Source organism: Gluconobacter albidus (genome assembly GCF_002005485.1).
Classification (GTDB): Bacteria; Pseudomonadota; Alphaproteobacteria; order Acetobacterales; family Acetobacteraceae; genus Gluconobacter; species Gluconobacter albidus.
Genome location: NZ_CP014689.1, coordinates 2,334,469 through 2,348,779 on the forward strand (window position 1 = coordinate 2,334,469; position 14,311 = coordinate 2,348,779).

Genomic DNA, 14,311 nt, shown 5'->3' on the forward strand with positions numbered 1-14,311 from the left:
TTCATTGCGCCGACGGCAGGGCCTTGCCGTACCGGTCCCAGTGCGTCGCCAGTTCCTTCACGACGACGCTGCCCACCGTATAGGCCGCATCGACCGAAGCCTGAAAACCCGAAAAACCCGTCTCATGCGCTTCGTCCGACAGAAGCTGCGCCGCACTCTGCCCCGGCGGCGGCATGTCGAAATTGCTGGCCGTGCGCAGGATCAGCGCGCGCTTCGGATCAACACGCCCGGCCTTGCCCTGAAGCGCCAGAGCCTGACAGAACGCGACGTCTTCTTCCGCCGTCGTGGCCATCACGCCCTGTCCATCCGTCCAGTATTTCACCCAGCGTTCGGCCCACTGGTTCATTTTCGCGCCGACCCAGAACGTCTCGCCTGAAATCGTGTCGCCAAGCTGCACGGAAGGGGGCTTCTGGGCGGAAGCAAAGCCGATGTAACGCAGACGCGAGGCCTTCAAACCGTCATTATCGGGGAGCGTGATGTCTTTCGTCAGCCCATAGGCCCACTGCACAAGGGCCGGATCGAGCGTGTATTCCATGTCTCCCATGCCGGAATGCAGCGCGGGGCGTGGCTTTTCATCCGGGGTGCTGCCCTGCACAGGCGTAAACCCGTCCGGCCAGGAGGCGGGAATTTCGCGTGGGTCCACCAGATGGGACAGACCGCCATTGATAACGCGCGGTGCCCAGACGGCCGAGCCGATCGTACCGAAATTCGGATCAATCCCGCCAATCCCGGCCAGCACGAAATAGGCATGGCGCAGATCGAACCGCGGATCGAGCACGAGGGCCGTAATGGCCGAGGCCATATGCTCTGGCCCCTCGCCGCTTGCGATGCCCAGAACATGCAGCTCCGGATTGTAGTGCATGACATCATGATCGGTACCGGGGGCCGGGATCGTCTGCTGCAGGGGCAGTTTTTCGATCCAGTTCTGGTACTCGCCCGCTGTATCCCCTGTGTCCTTGCCGATCTCGAAAGTCGTGACGACGACGACGCGAACAGGGATCGGAGCATGAGCCGAGGCCACACCAAAAACACCAAGGGACAGGAGCGCGGCCCCGAAAACGGTTGAGACAGATTTCACTGGTAAAGACCCTCATGTGTGGCAACGGTTTCGAACCGACCGAACCGCTCTTCAAGTGCCCATTGCAGACGGGCTTTCTCGCTGGATTTCAAAAACGCCGTGCAGGACGCGGATGGGACGGGAAACGTCCGGCAGGCCGGAACAAACTGTCCCGGCTGATGATCGGACCACAGGCTTTCGCCCGGCACGAATGCATAGTCCAGCCCGGCGCGGGACAGCGTTTTCAGATCGGCATAGGACAGATCATAGGTCTGGGCCGCACGGACATATTCCTGTGTCAGATCCCCGCGCGAAACGCCCTCATCATCCGTAGACAGCGCCATCGGCACCCTGGCCCTGCGATACAGCAAAAACGGATGGGCCGCGCCTTTGACGCCAAGGATCTCGTCATTGCTGGTCAGGTTGATTTCCACCATCACATGACGCTGCGCCATCTCAGCCAGAAGCGTTTCAGGGTCGTCCTCAAGCGCCACATCCACGCCATGTCCGATGCGACTGGCACCTGCCACATCGACGGCTGCACGAATGTGATGGCGCAAACCCTCCGTGGGGACGAGGCCCGTCGTGAGTTCCCCCGCATGCAGGCTGAGTTTCACGCCCGGATACACGCCATTCAGAAAATGGAACATCCGCATGTGCAGGTCGTAGTCGCGCATCGCGGTTGGGTCGTCTTCGGGCGCCACGATATTCAGCCCGACGAAGCGCGGGTCGGCTTTCACGGTCGCATATCCGGCATCAAGCTGTGCATAAACGGCCTGGGACGGGAAAGTCCGCAGGGTTTGGAACAGATAGCGCACCGTGACCGCGCAGCCCGGATGGGCCTGCGGTGTTCCACATTTCAGCACGTCCCGCGCCTGCGCTTCCATCCGGTCCGTTTCGGTGCGCGCTTTCTGCACCAGCGCCGGAATTTCCGGCAGGAGCGCCTGATGCGCGGAAGCGAGGTCGTCACCCTGCAACGGATGATGAAAACCCGTCCCGATCATGGCGCCGACACCGGGGGAGATCATCAGTTCCAGATACGTCACATGATCGCGTGCGGCACGGTCGCGGGCTTCGGCCAGCATTTCGCCCTCATGCGCGTCGGCAATGGCGCCAAAGCGGGAAAAAGTTGCGAAGAAATGGTCGTGCCCGGAAGCATCGCCCGGCGACGGGACGAAATCGCGCATGGATAGCGCATCAATCAGCGCGTTTTCCGATCCCGCATGGTGCGACAGATCGGCAGCCGGGAACTCGCCATCTCCCGGATGGGTGCAGGCATGATCGAGAATGCGCTTTTCCGTCAGGGACACGCACAGATGATCGCGTGCCGCCCAGTCCAGCATGCTTTCGGCATAGATCGCGCCGGCCAGATGGTTGTGCAGATCCGCGCCTTTGGGAAAGGCGCGAAGGAACATGTTCAGCCGGACCGGATCATTCCGGACATGGTCATAAACCTGTGCTGCGGAAGACGGGGTGGCGTGTGCGACCTGGATCATCGCCAAAGCGGAAGTCATGCCCAGACAAACGGCAGGCAGAACGGATAGGAAGGGGTGTCGCATGGCCCAACGATGCCGCCCCGCCCCCGGCGTGGCAAGCCATTTTCAGATCGTGACAAACCCTGTCTGAAACGGGCCTTCCGAACATCGGAAAAGCTGGTCCGCTTGCGCGCCTGATGACATAATGGAGGTCCGTTCACCGGTGAGACCAATCCCTTTTCATGCCTGATTTTCCAACACCTAACACAGGGCTTGAAACCCGGATTGCGGACCATGCGCGCCATCTCGGGTTTGATGCGGTCGGGTTCTGCAAGGCTGAACTTGGACCGGAAGTGGCTCAAGGGCTGCGGGAATTCGTCGCACAAGGCCATCATGGCACGATGGAGTGGATGGAGACGCGCATCGAAGAACGCGCCCATCCCCAGGCGCTGTGGCCCGAAGTGCGGAGCGTGATTTCGCTGGGCCTGTCCTATGCTCCGGCACAAGGCCCGACGACCGATCCCGAATGCGGCAATATTTCCGTCTATGCCCGTAACCGCGACTATCATGACGTCATCAAGGGCATGCTCAAGCATCTGGCGCAGTATGTCGTCAAACTGGGCGGACCGGAGACGCAGGTGAAGGTGTTCGTCGATACCGCACCGGTTTCAGAGCGCGCGCTGGCGGAGAAAGCGCAGCTTGGCTGGACGGGAAAGCACACCTGCCTCGTCTCGCGGGAGCACGGGTCCTGGCTGCTTCTGGGCGAGATTTACACCACGCTGGAACTCGCGCCCTCCGAACCCAAAGGTGGAAGCTGCGGCTCCTGCACGCGCTGCCTGACCGCCTGCCCGACCGATGCGTTTACGGCCCCCTACCGGATGGATGCGCGCCGCTGCATCTCGTATCTGACGATCGAGCACAAAGGCCCGATCCCGCACGAACTGCGCGCGAAGATCGGCAACCACATCTATGGGTGCGACGACTGCCTGTCCGTCTGTCCGTGGAACCGCTTTGCCGAGAGCGCGCGGCATATCAAACTTCAGGCGCGTCCTGAACTTGTCGCCCCAAAGCTCGACGAACTGGTCCGGCTGGATGATGCGACCTTCCGGACATTCTTTTCCGGCTCGCCCATCAAGCGGATCGGGCGCAACAGATTTGTACGCAACGTGCTGATCGCCATTGGAAACTCAGCCGATCCGTCGCTCCTCCCCGCGGCGCGGGACCTGCTGGCAGACCCGGACCCGGATGTTGCCGAGACGGCGCACTGGGCCATCACCTGTCTTGAGGACCATCCGGCATGAGCGATCTCGTCAAACGCAGTCTGTCCCTGTCCGGACATCGGACGTCCGTGGCGCTCGAGCCAGAATTCTGGACGGTTCTGGACATGATCGCCACAACCCGACAGCAGAGTTTTGCCTCACTCGTCGCCGCGCTGGATGCAACGCGACCGCCCGAACGTCCGCTGGCTTCCGCGCTTCGGGTTGCTGCACTTATGCATCTGCAAAAGCGCCTCGACGGCGCCGGCTAGGCTTTATCGGCTTGCAGCCCCAGCCAGTCCGGATGGCTGCGCTCGATCCAGCGCAGGACGCGGCCCTGCAAGCGGCGGAACAGCGCAATATCCTGTGACAGCAGCATCACGCCGATCGGCAGCATCCACAATCCGAGAACCGGCAGAATCGACAGGACGCCGCCCAGCATAAAGAGTACGCCCGCCGGAATCCGCACCCATTTATGCGAGGGCTCCCGCAGCCAGTTCAGCACGGTCTGCAACTTCTCGGGCAGCCGGCGGATCAAAAGCTCCATCAACTCATCATCAGTACGAGGGGGCAGCGAAGAAGTCATGAAAATATCCGTCAAACAGTCTGAAATCCTGACACCACAAAGCATGAAGAGCGGCCGGGTTCGTCATCCGGCTTTCATAGCACGCCTCACGCCAAAGCTTTCAGCTTCTGGCAAGCCCGGCTGTACGATCTGTCATTTGCCGCCACGAACGGGCGTGCTAGGCTGAAGTCATGGCTATCTGGGGCAAAATGTTCGGTGGTGTCGCGGGCTTCGCGGTTGGTGGTCCTTTTGGAGCGCTGATGGGCGCAGCACTGGGTCATGCCGCCGATAGCGGCTCCCTGCTCAAACCCTCAACAGGGGGATGGAGCGAGCGTTTTCCTGCAAATGGCCGTCCCGACCCCAACAGCGCGGCCTTTTTCGGAGCGGCCAAGATCGCGGCGGCGCTGGGCAAGCGGGATCAGCTCTATGCCATCGGACTTGTCGCGCTGTGTGCGAAACTTGCCAAGATCGACGGCCCGGTCAACCGGCACGAGATCAACGCTTTCAAGACCTGCTTCCAGTTCCCGTCCGACAACGTCAAGGAAGTCGGCATGTTGTTCGACCGCGCACGCGACCGGACGGACGACTTCGAGATGTATGCCCGCGAAATGGGCGCGGCCTATGCCGACAACACGGCGCCGCTTGAAAATCTCATGACGGCCCTGTTCCGCATCGCCCGCGCCGATGCCGGGCCGGACCGCAAGCTGCATCCCAGAGAAATCGACTTTCTCCAGCGTGTGCACCGGGCCTTCGGCCTCCCCGCGGGGGCGTGGGAGCGGGCGGAAAACGGGAACAGCCGCGCTGCCAGTTCAAACGAGCCGGACGCCTATCGCATTCTCGGCATCACGCGCACGGCCACCGATACCGAAGTGCGCGTCCGCTGGCGGACCCTGATCCGCGAACATCATCCGGACGTTCTAGCACAGAAACCCATGTCCGAAGCCGAGCGCCGCCGCGCGCAGGACAAGGTCGCCCGCATCAACGCTGCGTGGGACCGCATCAAGCGCGACCGGCAGCTTTGATCTTTCGCAATATTGCGGAAACTTTTATTCACCAACGCGCGTAAAGCAGTCTCAACCGGCAAGAGAGATGTGCCATGGGACTGATCCTTCTTGTAATCCTGATCCTCCTGCTGATCGGTGCGCTGCCGTCATGGCCGTACAGCTCAAAATGGGGATACTACCCCTCCAGCGGACTTGGCCTGATCGTGGTCATCGTCGTGATCCTTGTCCTGATGGGACAGATCTGAGCATAAAAAAAACCGCGCTCCTTCCAGAGCGCGGTTTTCTGTTTCAGTCCCTACCCTAAAAGCCGAATTCAGGCCGGGATGGCGGCTTTTACGCCCTTTTCGCGGATGATCTTCCGCAGCGCGATGACCTTCTGATCCAGTTCGGACGTATCCAGATCGCGCCACCCGTCGAATGCCGGGAGCTTCAGAGAGCTTTCGAAATCGTCAGCCTTGGCAAGCTTCCATTCGGCGTCACCATAAGTCGGCTCGGACGATTCATACGTTCCGCCTTTCTCGTCCCGCCCACGCAGCATTTCGAGATAGGACGCAATTCCGAACGCAATGCGTGACAGGTCCCGCTTGCCTTCGATCGCCCGGCGCACGGTTTCCGTCCAGAACACCTGAACCTTGGAACAGCCATCGCTGGCAATCCGGAGCGTCTGGTCCGACATCGCCTTGTTGGAGAAACGGCTGATGACGCTGTCCCGGTAACCTTCGAGCGTCATGCCTGAAGGCGCTTTCAGTGTCGGGATGACATCCTTGTTGAGATAGTTCTTCAGATTGCCAAGGAGCTCGCTGTCTTCAATGGCGTCATCCACATTCTCATAGCCGACCAGAATGCCCGGGAAGCAGAGCGTGACATGCCCGGCATTGAGCATCCGGATCTTGACGTGCTCCCAGTCCGTCACATCCCCGACCATCTGCACACCCGCTTTTTCAAGCGGCGGACGGCCATCTGCAAACTGGTCTTCGAGAACCCACTGGTGGAAATCCTCGGCCACCAGCGGCAGGTCGTCGTCCAGCCCGCTGGCCGTGTTCAGTTTCTTCGCAATGGCCGTTGAAACGGTCGGGGTGATGCGATCAACCATTCCGTTCGGGAAGGTTGCGTTCTCCTCGATCCATTTTGCCAGTTCCGGATCGCGCGCTTTCGCATAGCCGAGGAAAGCCTTGCGGGCGACATTGCCGTTATGGCGCAGGTTATCGCAGGACATGACCGTAAACGCCTTGTGTCCGGCATCCCGGCGGCGACGCAGGGCCTCGACGACATAACCGAAGACGGTGGACGGCTTTTCCGGGTTCTGCAGATCGGCCTTCACCGCCGCATTTTCCAGATCGAACGCGCCGGTTGTCTCGTTGATGTTGTAGCCACCTTCCGTGATCGTCATGGACACGATGCGGATGGCAGGGTCGGCCAGATGCTTCAGCACGGCTTCAGGATCTGCCGGGGCGAGAAGATAATCGCGCAGCGCCCCCATGACGCGCACCGTGCTTTTGCCGGAAGGTGCCGTCTCGGTCAGGGAATACAGGCAGTCCTGCTTTTTGAATTCCTCGGCCTTTTTCTTCGAGCGGTCACTGCCCGTCAGACCAACACCGATGATCGCCCAGTCAGGCGCGTGTTCGAGGATCTGCTCCACATAGAACGCTTCATGAGCCCGGAAAAAATTGCCGACACCGAAATGCACGATCCCCGGTTTCACGCCATCAATGTCGTAAGGGGGCGCCTGGACACTGGCGGGAAGAGATTTGAGGGTTTCGCGCGTAATCATGGACTTCTCCGTGGTTTCGGGCCGGTCTCTGACGGGGACCGACAAGGCCGGGCATGTGCCATCATAGCCCCCGGACAACGCAAAAGCCGAATAACGGTTTCAACAGCCCCCGGAACCGTCCGCCGCAAAGACCCTGGGAAAGAGGCGTCAGAGCCCTTTCATGCCACTCACATCTTCGCGCATGACCACACCCACGGCCCTTTCCAGATCTTCCCGGAAAAGGGCCATCACAAAGCGCATTTCCGGTCGGGTCTGTTCTTCCAGGCGTGGCAGAAGATGAAGAATTTCTTCATCCTGCGCCTGTCGCGGATGACGGCTGTTCTTCGCGAGCAGCTGTTCTTCACAACTATGTGCCAGCGCCCGCAGCGCATGGCTCAGCCCTTTGTACAAGGGCATCAGGCCGGTATTTCCTGCCGCGCGCCCCGTCGCAATGGCCCGCGCGACCAGCATCGTGTCATTCAGCAGGCGCCGCATGAGCCGTGGCAGCGCTGCCAGAACCGGATCACGTTTTTCCAGTTCCTTCAGCCGCTCGCGCCGCGCTTCGGTGACGGCGTCCTCAAGCTCTATCAGCAGGGCCACACAGTCATCGTTCTGCTGCTCGATTGCCGTCCATCCCGTATTCTGGTCGAGCGCGCTTTTGAGAAGCTGGTCCATGCGCCGTAACAGACGCCCGGCCGTATGGAACGCCTGCTTGCGCGCACTGCTGTGCAGAATGAGGAACGATACGACGATCGACACCGCAACGCCCATGACAATGGCCAGAAGCCGCGTGACCAGCGGCAGGAACGGGCTGCCCTGACTGGGAAACAGATACACGATCATCAGCGTGATGCAGGCGAAACGCAGCGTCGGCTGAATGGCCGTCAGAAACACGAGCGGCGTCAGCGTGATCCAGAACGGAACCCAGCGCAGACCCGTCGTGATTTCCAGCACGACCGCACACCCGCCCGCCAGCGCCCCGATCACCGTTCCGCTGATCTGGTCGCGGGCCGTGGCCATGGTCTGGCTGATGCTGGACTGCGTCACGATCAGGGCCGTGACCAGCGCCCAGATCGTTTCCTGCAGATGCATGAGCGATCCGACGATCCACGCTACGACCACCGACACCAGAACCCGGATGGTCTGGCGTATTGCGGGACGCATGACTTCGCGCCAGCTGCTGTTCCGGGGCGGCGCAGGCAGCCAGGCCAGGCCCAGACGTATCAGAACATTCATGCTCAAATTTCAGTACAGGTGAAAATCAGTTCCCCAGAAAGGGCACCGGAACCCAGCGCAGCCCGTCGTCGTCCTGCACCAGCAGCAGGGCTTCCGTCTTCTTGCGCTCGTGCAGACCCTGCACGGCCTTGGCGAAATCGTCCGGGGTATTGATCTGGTCCTGCCCGACCTGCGTAATCACGTTGCCTTCCACAATCCCGCGCGAGGCGGCGGGGCTGCCCGCCTCGACCCGCGAGACGAGAACGCCGCGCTGATCGTCAGACAGCGCATATTGCGTGCGTGCGTCCGCGTCGATCGCACTGACCGTCACCCCCAGTTCACCCAGAGCCGCATGCCGGTGTTCAGGCTGATGCGTGTCTGATGGCGGCATATCCGGCGGCGTGGGGGACTGCGCGAGCGTGATCGGCAGCGTTTTGAGGGCACCCTTGTGCCAGACCGTCAACTGCGCCTGCGTCCCCGGCAGAATGGAGGCAATGATGCGCGGCATGGTCTGGCCGGTCACGTCCTGATCGTTGACGCGGGTGATGATGTCGCCAACCTCAAGACCCGCTTTTGCAGCCGGGCCTTTCGGATCGATTTCAGAAATCAGCGTTCCCTTGCCGTTGGAGCCGTCCGGCTTGCGGAAGTCGAGCGTCTCGGCGATGTCGTTCGTCACATCCTGGAATTTCAGCCCCATCCAGCCGCGCGAGACATGCCCGGTGCGCCGAAGCTGGTCGATGATCCCCCGCGCATCATCCGCCGGAATGGCAAAACCGATCCCGATGGAATCACCCCCCGAGCCGCCATAGATCAGCGTGTTGATGCCAATGACCTCACCGGACAGATTGAACAGCGGACCGCCGGAATTGCCACGATTGATGGCGGCATCTGTCTGGATGTAGTCGTCATACAGGCCATGTTCGACGTTTCGTCCGCGCGAGGAAATGATGCCTGCCGTCACGGTTCCGTTCAGCCCGAACGGGTTGCCGATCGCCAGAACCCAGTCCCCGATCCGCGCTTTGTCGCTCCGGCCCAGCGGGACGGTCGGAAGCGGACGCTTGGGCTTGACCTCCAGCACGGCCAGATCGACCTGACTGTCCCGTCCCACGATCCGCGCCGGCATTTCGGTCCCGTCCTGAAGCGTGACGCTGACCTGATCCGCCCCTTCAATCACGTGGTTGTTCGTCACAATGATTCCGGACGCATCAATGATGAAGCCCGAACCCAGAGCCTGCTGACGGCGGGGTGGATGGTTCGGGGCGGGCTTATGCCTCAGATAATCATGGAAGAATTTTTCCAGCGGTGAGCCCTGCTGGAACGGGGGCACCTGCGGGCCGTCAGGATCGCTGGAATCGGGCCCCTTGTCATCCGTCTTCGCAGGCTTGAGCACAGCGGATGTCGAGACGTTCACGACCGACGGCAGGAGCCTGTTTGCCAGATCCGCAAAGCTCGACGGCACCGAACGTGGTGCAGGAGTCGGTACGGAAGATGGCTGGCCTGCAACCGGCGCAGCATCCTGAGCCAGCGCCGGAGCCGCGCCCAGCGCCCAGCCCGCGGAAAGGGACAGCGCCAGAGCAGAAACGGAAAGACGGACAGACGGGTTTTTCATACCCCCACGCTAACGCAGAACATGGCCCTTCGTCACCATCCTGCCGTTCAGGATGCGTTTGCAGCCCATTCATGATAGCGTCACAGTCTTTCCCGATATGAGATTTCCCCTGAAGAGAGCCCGGCATGACTGACACCACGCCCCCCAACGACATGCCGCCCGCCTCCCCCGGGACGGACACCCCCAGTGCCGAAACCCGCATCACAGATATCCTGAAATCCGAGCAGGACGGTCAGGGCTCGAACGTCCTGTCTTTCGCAGCCCTTGAGAGCGTCTCGGTTCAGAACGGCCATGCGCATGTTTCCCTCGCGACGTCACGGGACAACGCATCGCGCGTAGAGCCCCTGCGGCCGCGTGTCGAAGCAGCGATCGCGAGCCTGCCGGGCATCACGGGCGCCACCCTGTCCTTCACGTCCCACCGCCCCGCAACGCCGGCCGCCGCCAACGCGCCCGCACAGGGCGGAGGGCACCGCCCCTTCAATCTGGGCGACAAACGCCGCAACGCCGCGAGCCGACATGCTCCCGAGACGCTGCTGCCGGGCGTGAAGGCCGTTATTGCCGTCGCATCGGGCAAAGGAGGCGTCGGCAAATCCACCACGGCCGTCAACCTTGCGGTCGGTCTTGCGCGCGAGGGCCTGAAGACCGGACTTCTGGATGCGGATATCTATGGCCCCTCCCTCCCCCGGATGCTGGGACGCAACACCCGTCCGGACGTCGTGGACGGAACGATCCTGCCGATCGAAGCCTGGGGCCTGAAGAGCATGTCCATCGGCTATCTGGTGGACGAAAACCAGGCCATGATCTGGCGTGGTCCGATGGTCATGGGCGCGCTGACGCAGTTTCTGGGCGAAGTCGAATGGGGCGAACTCGACGTTCTCGTGATCGACATGCCCCCGGGCACCGGCGACGCGCAGCTGACGCTGGCCCAGAAACTCGGCCCCAAGCTTGCCACTGGCGGCGCGGTCATCGTCTCCACGCCGCAGGATATCGCGCTGCTGGACGCAAGACGCGGCGTGGCCATGTTCGAGCGGATGGAAACCCCGATCCTCGGCGTCGTCGAGAACATGTCCTATTTCTGCTGCCCGAACTGCAACCACCGAACGGAGCTATTCGGGCACGGAGGGGCCAAGGCCGAAGCCGAAAAAATGGGCGTTCCATTCCTCGCGGAGATCCCGCTGCTCGCCGATATCCGCGCAAGTGGCGATGACGGGACTCCGATCATCCTTTCCGCACCCGACAGCGAAGCGGCTCAGGCCTATAAAAGGCTTGCGCAGGCTGTGGCCCGTTCCCTGTCTTCCGAACACAGCACGAAAGAGCCGTCATGATCCGTATTCTTCTCCTCGGCGCCTGCCTGACAGGAGCAGGCCTGACACTGGCTGGCTGCTCCCATACGGTCACGCATCAGGGGCTTTCTTCCGACGGCTATGGCTTTACGAAAGACTCACAGCATCTGCCACCGCCCGCAGACCTGACCACCCCCATCCCACACTGAAATCCAAACGAAAATCCGGTACTCGAACAGAGAATCGTTCTCGGGCGCTTGACCTGACAGGCCCGGACATGGAAAAAGCCGCACTGCCGATGCCGGGTTAGCACAGTGGTAGTGCAGCGGTTTTGTAAACCGAAGGTCGGGGGTTCAAATCCCTCACCCGGCACCAGCTTTTTCCAAAAGCATGGCGACAGCGACGGGCGGACGGTCAATGCCGTTCAGGGCGTAGTTTACCTGCGCATTTTTGCCACAAAATCAGAATTTTCACCCCGCACCAGTAATGCACAAGTATCGCACCCACAGAGGGTGAAATGTGGGTATTCCAATAATCTTCTTGACAGACTTGGCGCCAAATCCTGATCGGCCTTGCGACCTGATTCTAAAATTATCGCATTAAATCAGCATCTTAAAAAATTTTACGCTCCCAAAAATACGAATCGGAGCGCTCCAGGCAGATGGCAATACCCTGTGGATAAGTCTGTTTGTAAAAAGCCCTGAGATAAATGTGATAAAATTCACACGAATTCGCGCTGAATCTCTCATGACAGCCCATGAAGTAAAAAATCAGAGAATATCTGCTTTTACTTACCGTTTATTGGGCTAAATATTTTATGAAGCGGGCCAGAAAAAATGAATGGCAACAGATATCAGGACAAGCGAGCCCGCTATCCCGGCCCAGACAAGAAGATTAGGTGGATTTACAGGAGCGTCTTCCACAGGGCTTTCAGCCTGTGCCTCCCGCGCCTCGCTCATCAGCCGTTCAAGATCGCTTTTGGCGGAATCGTTTCCGACAGATGCGAAGCCGGGGCTGGGTTCAGGATTGGCCATCCAGAACCGCCGTCATTTCAGACCATTCCCGCTTGGTCAGGCCGGAATTCTCCTGCGTGACGGTTTCACCCGCCAGGCTGCGGCGCACAACCTTCAGCATCCCGGCCGAAAGCGTAAAGGCGCCAAGGCGATATTCCTCGAATGCCGCAGACGTCGCGGGCACCCAAGCCTTAAGAATTTCGATCATCTTTTCCGCATAGACGCGGATCTCGTACTGCGCATGCGGGTCGGCGCGCAGGGCGAGGAAATGCATCAGATTGTGCAGATCAATCTTCCAGTACCACTGTGTGTAGGTGTTCAGGGTCAGATTGATCCGTGCAAGCTCACGCGCCAGACCCGTACCTTCAGGGTTCAGCAGGCTCTCATAATCGTCGTAGCACTGGCTGGCATCCCGACGCAGGATTTCCAAAACCTCGTGCGCCGTCTCGGCATCCAGTGCATCGCTGCGTCCCTGCCGGTTTGAACTGCTCTGCGCAGCGACCTGATCCGTCGCCGGAAGGTAGAATTCCCGATCCAGAATGGAATAGCGCGCCGAATACTCGTTCACGCTCGCCATACGGTGACGAATCCACTGCCGCGCGACGAACACTGGCAGCTTCACATGGAATTTGATCTCGCACATCTCGAACGGCGTCGAATGACGGTGACGCATCAGATAGCGGATCAGACCCGCATCTTCGGACACCTTCTTCGTCCCGCGACCATAGGACACACGCGCAGCCTGAACGACCGCGCCATCGTCGCCCATATAATCGACCACGCGCAGGAAACCATGATCCAGCACCTCGAAAGGCGTGAAAAGCAGGTTTTCCATCGCCGCCACGGTCGGACGGGACGTAAGCTGGGGTTCGCTGCGCTGCGCTTCGATTTCAGCGCGCTGTTCGGATGTCAGTGCCATGGCGGCGGCTTTAGCATGCGCTTTCGTCCCGCGTCATCCGAATGAATCGGATTGACACGATTCCGGACGTCTAATTTTTTTCGTGGCCGCTTTTCCCTTGCGACAGGACAGCCGGGCTCCTATGTTCACCAATGCAAGGGGTTCGTCCCCGGCTATGGCGATAAACGGTAAGTGGAATAAGTGTTGTGGACCCGGGGGCAGTGCCCGGCGTCTCCACCATGAAAAACCCCTCGCAAAAGGGGTCTGTGGGGACGAAACAGGCTCGACGCGCACGGTAAAGACTTATCTTTTGCCCGGCATTGTACCACCGTCATCGGGCTAAACTTACAAGTGCCAACGATAACTCAGAGGTGCTCGCTGTCGCTGCATAAGCGATAAGCGCGGTTCGGGAGGGCACCGGGCAACAGAAGCCCTCCCACCTCATCATGTCTCCGACATTCCTCTCAAAGACGGCTTGCCATCCGTGCCGGTCTGTCGCATCCCTTGATGAAAGTTGACCGAAACATCAGGCTTGCGACCATGAGCGACGACGATCACAACGGCCAGGACGGCTTCGAGCACGAGCTTCCCGAAAGCCTCCTCCCCTATGATGACTGGGTGGAAGACGCCTACCGTGAGGTCATGCTGCGTGCGATCGAGCATGTTGCGGCCGAGGGGCTGCCGGGGGCCCATCACTTCTATCTGACGTTCCGGACGAACCGGCCGGATGTGATCATCCCTGCCCGTCTGCGGGCACAGTATCCCGAAGAAATGACCATCGTCCTTCAGCACCAGTTCTGGGATCTGGCGCTGGACCGCGACAAGAACGTGATTTCGGTCGGTCTGTCCTTCGGCGGCGTTGGGAGCATCCTGTGCATTCCCGTCAATGCCATCACGGCCTTTGCCGACCCCCACATCCGGATGGCCCTGCGCTTCAACCACTCCCCGCTTGAAGACGATGAGGACATCGAAATTCCCGAGGGCGCGGTAGAGCCCGACGATATTGATCCGGCCCATCATCCGGACGTCCAGCCCGAGCCCTCCTCTTCGGAAGACGGCAAAAAAGACGCGGAAGTGGTCAGCCTCGCGGCCTTCCGCAAGCGTCCGCCCAGCTAGGCGTTAGCCAGAGTGTGTGGTTCCGGCCTATACTGACCGGAACCAATGGCCTGAATGTCGCTTTCATGAG

The 14,311-nt window shown here is 60.5% G+C and carries 14 protein-coding genes, 1 tRNA gene and 1 other RNA gene; 9 read left to right on the top strand and 7 right to left on the bottom strand.

Annotated features, from left to right (window positions below; genetic code table 11):
- Position 1 precedes the first annotated feature (1 nt).
- Positions 2 to 1,078, bottom strand: a complete 1,077-nt coding sequence (locus tag A0U94_RS10635) for a purine nucleoside permease (RefSeq protein WP_077803356.1) — start codon at positions 1,076 to 1,078, stop codon at positions 2 to 4.
- The gene (locus A0U94_RS10640) at positions 1,075 to 2,616 is read right to left on the bottom strand and encodes an adenosine deaminase family protein (RefSeq protein ID WP_077803357.1); all 1,542 of its coding nucleotides are present in this window, start codon (positions 2,614 to 2,616) and stop codon (positions 1,075 to 1,077) included. The genes A0U94_RS10635 and A0U94_RS10640 overlap by 4 nt, the downstream gene beginning before the upstream one ends.
- Before the next feature lie 158 nt (positions 2,617 to 2,774).
- Here A0U94_RS10640 and queG point away from each other — a divergent pair, with 158 nt between their 5' ends.
- The gene (queG, locus tag A0U94_RS10645; protein ID WP_077803358.1) at positions 2,775 to 3,833 is read left to right on the top strand and encodes a tRNA epoxyqueuosine(34) reductase QueG; all 1,059 of its coding nucleotides are present in this window, start codon (positions 2,775 to 2,777) and stop codon (positions 3,831 to 3,833) included.
- Positions 3,830 to 4,060, top strand: a complete 231-nt coding sequence (locus A0U94_RS10650) for a ribbon-helix-helix domain-containing protein (protein WP_062028418.1) — start codon at positions 3,830 to 3,832, stop codon at positions 4,058 to 4,060. The genes queG and A0U94_RS10650 overlap by 4 nt, the downstream gene beginning before the upstream one ends.
- Here the strand turns inward: A0U94_RS10650 and A0U94_RS10655 are convergent.
- Positions 4,057 to 4,374, bottom strand: a complete 318-nt coding sequence (locus tag A0U94_RS10655; RefSeq protein WP_231865250.1) for a hypothetical protein — start codon at positions 4,372 to 4,374, stop codon at positions 4,057 to 4,059. The two genes, A0U94_RS10650 and A0U94_RS10655, sit on opposite strands and share 4 nt — an antisense overlap.
- Positions 4,375 to 4,544: 170 nt before the next feature.
- Here A0U94_RS10655 and A0U94_RS10660 point away from each other — a divergent pair, with 170 nt between their 5' ends.
- Together A0U94_RS10660 and A0U94_RS10665 are read left to right on the top strand one after the other, a co-directional pair.
- Complete coding sequence (locus tag A0U94_RS10660) at positions 4,545 to 5,375, top strand: TerB family tellurite resistance protein (protein ID WP_062106825.1); 831 nt, start codon at positions 4,545 to 4,547, stop codon at positions 5,373 to 5,375.
- A 74-nt stretch (positions 5,376 to 5,449) separates the two neighbouring features.
- Positions 5,450 to 5,602: a DUF3309 family protein gene (locus tag A0U94_RS10665; protein ID WP_077803360.1), complete on the top strand. Its 153-nt coding sequence runs from the start codon at positions 5,450 to 5,452 to the stop codon at positions 5,600 to 5,602.
- A 68-nt stretch (positions 5,603 to 5,670) separates the two neighbouring features.
- Here the strand turns inward: A0U94_RS10665 and A0U94_RS10670 are convergent, their stop codons facing one another.
- The 3 genes from A0U94_RS10670 to A0U94_RS10680 form a co-directional block, all read right to left on the bottom strand.
- Positions 5,671 to 7,128 (bottom strand): mannitol dehydrogenase family protein, encoded by a 1,458-nt coding sequence (locus A0U94_RS10670; protein WP_077803361.1) that lies wholly within the window; start codon positions 7,126 to 7,128, stop codon positions 5,671 to 5,673.
- A gap of 147 nt (positions 7,129 to 7,275) precedes the next feature.
- Complete coding sequence (locus A0U94_RS10675) at positions 7,276 to 8,343, bottom strand: FUSC family protein (protein WP_077803362.1); 1,068 nt, start codon at positions 8,341 to 8,343, stop codon at positions 7,276 to 7,278.
- A gap of 25 nt (positions 8,344 to 8,368) precedes the next feature.
- Positions 8,369 to 9,931, bottom strand: coding sequence for a Do family serine endopeptidase (locus tag A0U94_RS10680; protein WP_077803363.1), 1,563 nt, complete (start codon positions 9,929 to 9,931; stop codon positions 8,369 to 8,371).
- A 125-nt stretch (positions 9,932 to 10,056) separates the two neighbouring features.
- Between A0U94_RS10680 and A0U94_RS10685 the strand changes: the two genes are divergently transcribed.
- From A0U94_RS10685 to A0U94_RS10690, 3 genes are all read left to right on the top strand, one after another.
- Entirely contained in the window at positions 10,057 to 11,256 is a 1,200-nt protein-coding gene (locus A0U94_RS10685) for an Mrp/NBP35 family ATP-binding protein (RefSeq protein ID WP_077803364.1), read from the top strand.
- On the top strand, positions 11,253 to 11,423 hold the full coding sequence (locus tag A0U94_RS15930) for a hypothetical protein (protein WP_167369379.1): 171 nt from the start codon (positions 11,253 to 11,255) through the stop codon (positions 11,421 to 11,423). Before A0U94_RS10685 ends, A0U94_RS15930 begins: the two co-directional genes overlap by 4 nt.
- A gap of 91 nt (positions 11,424 to 11,514) precedes the next feature.
- Positions 11,515 to 11,589: transfer RNA gene (locus tag A0U94_RS10690), tRNA-Thr, on the top strand.
- Positions 11,590 to 12,234: 645 nt separating this feature from the next.
- On the opposite strand, the gene thyX is transcribed toward A0U94_RS10690, so the two are convergent.
- Positions 12,235 to 13,146 carry an FAD-dependent thymidylate synthase gene (thyX, locus tag A0U94_RS10700; protein WP_077803366.1) on the bottom strand — a complete coding sequence of 304 codons (912 nt, stop codon included), beginning with the start codon at positions 13,144 to 13,146 and terminating at the stop codon, positions 12,235 to 12,237.
- 93 nt (positions 13,147 to 13,239) lie between these two features.
- Between thyX and ssrA the strand changes: the two genes are divergently transcribed.
- Positions 13,240 to 13,564: a transfer-messenger RNA gene (gene ssrA, locus A0U94_RS10705) on the top strand.
- Positions 13,565 to 13,665: 101 nt separating this feature from the next.
- The gene (locus A0U94_RS10710; RefSeq protein WP_062028435.1) at positions 13,666 to 14,241 is read left to right on the top strand and encodes an SspB family protein; all 576 of its coding nucleotides are present in this window, start codon (positions 13,666 to 13,668) and stop codon (positions 14,239 to 14,241) included.
- Positions 14,242 to 14,311: the final 70 nt, after the last annotated feature.

What these genes read in the sequence shown, in the direction of transcription:
- thyX (WP_077803366.1), bottom strand. Translation starts at nt 13,146, where the DNA reads ATGGCACTGACATCCGAACAGCGCGCTGAAATCGAAGCGCAGCGCAGC.
- A0U94_RS10670 (WP_077803361.1), bottom strand. Translation starts at nt 7,128, where the DNA reads ATGATTACGCGCGAAACCCTCAAATCTCTTCCCGCCAGTGTCCAGGCG.
- A0U94_RS10675 (WP_077803362.1), bottom strand. Translation starts at nt 8,343, where the DNA reads ATGAATGTTCTGATACGTCTGGGCCTGGCCTGGCTGCCTGCGCCGCCC.
- A0U94_RS10655 (WP_231865250.1), bottom strand. Translation starts at nt 4,374, where the DNA reads ATGACTTCTTCGCTGCCCCCTCGTACTGATGATGAGTTGATGGAGCTT.
- A0U94_RS10660 (WP_062106825.1), top strand. Translation starts at nt 4,545, where the DNA reads ATGGCTATCTGGGGCAAAATGTTCGGTGGTGTCGCGGGCTTCGCGGTT.
- queG (WP_077803358.1), top strand. Translation starts at nt 2,775, where the DNA reads ATGCCTGATTTTCCAACACCTAACACAGGGCTTGAAACCCGGATTGCG.
- A0U94_RS10680 (WP_077803363.1), bottom strand. Translation starts at nt 9,931, where the DNA reads ATGAAAAACCCGTCTGTCCGTCTTTCCGTTTCTGCTCTGGCGCTGTCC.
- A0U94_RS10640 (WP_077803357.1), bottom strand. Translation starts at nt 2,616, where the DNA reads ATGCGACACCCCTTCCTATCCGTTCTGCCTGCCGTTTGTCTGGGCATG.
- A0U94_RS15930 (WP_167369379.1), top strand. Translation starts at nt 11,253, where the DNA reads ATGATCCGTATTCTTCTCCTCGGCGCCTGCCTGACAGGAGCAGGCCTG.
- A0U94_RS10650 (WP_062028418.1), top strand. Translation starts at nt 3,830, where the DNA reads ATGAGCGATCTCGTCAAACGCAGTCTGTCCCTGTCCGGACATCGGACG.
- A0U94_RS10685 (WP_077803364.1), top strand. Translation starts at nt 10,057, where the DNA reads ATGACTGACACCACGCCCCCCAACGACATGCCGCCCGCCTCCCCCGGG.
- A0U94_RS10710 (WP_062028435.1), top strand. Translation starts at nt 13,666, where the DNA reads ATGAGCGACGACGATCACAACGGCCAGGACGGCTTCGAGCACGAGCTT.
- A0U94_RS10665 (WP_077803360.1), top strand. Translation starts at nt 5,450, where the DNA reads ATGGGACTGATCCTTCTTGTAATCCTGATCCTCCTGCTGATCGGTGCG.